Raw genomic sequence first — 842 nt, 5'->3', positions numbered from 1 at the left:
CTTAGGGTCAGGACTCATTGGTCATAGCCAGAAGATGACGGTGGCCGCGAGGGCGACGGCAGAGAAGAAGACGGTTGGGCAGCGGTCGTAGCGAGTTGCGACGCGGCGCCAATCCTTCAGACGGCCGAACATGATCTCGATGCGGCTGCGGCGCCGGTAGCGGCGCTTGTCGTATCTGACCGGCTCGTTGCGCGATCTGCGGCCCGGGATGCAGGGCTGGATGCCTTTGGCTTCCAGGGCGTCTCTGAACCAATCGGCATCATAACCACGGTCGCCAAGCAGCCACTGTGCTTTCGGCAGATCGTCGAGCAAGGCTGCCGCGCCGGTGTAGTCGCTGACCTGCCCGGCGGTCATGAAGAAGCTCAAGGGCCGCCCGTCCGCATCGCTGACGGCGTGCAGTTTGGTGTTCATGCCGCCTTTCGTGCGGCCGATCAGACGGCCGAGATCCCCTTTTTTACCCGCAGACTCGATGCCGTGCGGTGTGCCTTCAGGTAGGTCGCGTCGATCATGACGGTCTTCGGCACGGCCTCCGCTGCCGCGAGACCTTCCATCATTCGCAGGAAAATACCCCTCTCGCTCCACCGCTTCCAGCGATTGTAGAGCGTCTTGTGCGGCCCATAGTCCTTCGGTGCATCACACCAGCGTAGCCCGTTGCGATTGACGAAAATGATGCCGCTGAGCACCCGCCGATCATCGACCCGAGGCTTGCCATGGCTCTTGGGAAAGAACGGTTGCAGACGCGCCATCTGCTCATCCGTCAGCCAGTACAGGTCGCTCATCCACTCTCTCCTCACGGAGCCTGAATCAGATCGCGCCTCCCACATCAATGGGTCCTGACCCTA

General features: G+C 61.9%; 1 protein-coding gene. It reads right to left on the bottom strand.

Going from position 1 to position 842, the window contains the following annotated elements; translation table 11 throughout:
* Window positions 1-21: 21 nt before the first annotated feature.
* Window positions 22-779 (bottom strand): IS5 family transposase gene (locus tag COA17_RS18665; RefSeq protein WP_096614366.1). Its coding sequence is split into 2 segments (ribosomal slippage): window positions 22-458 and window positions 458-779, totalling 759 coding nucleotides; the frame shifts between segments, so codons are not numbered across the junction.
* Window positions 780-842: the final 63 nt, after the last annotated feature.

It is taken from the genome of Sphingomonas ginsenosidimutans (assembly GCF_002374835.1).
GTDB lineage: Bacteria > Pseudomonadota > Alphaproteobacteria > Sphingomonadales > Sphingomonadaceae > Sphingomonas > Sphingomonas ginsenosidimutans.
The sequence above is the reverse complement of the archived record's forward strand: the minus strand, read 5'-3'. Positions and strand labels throughout refer to the sequence as shown.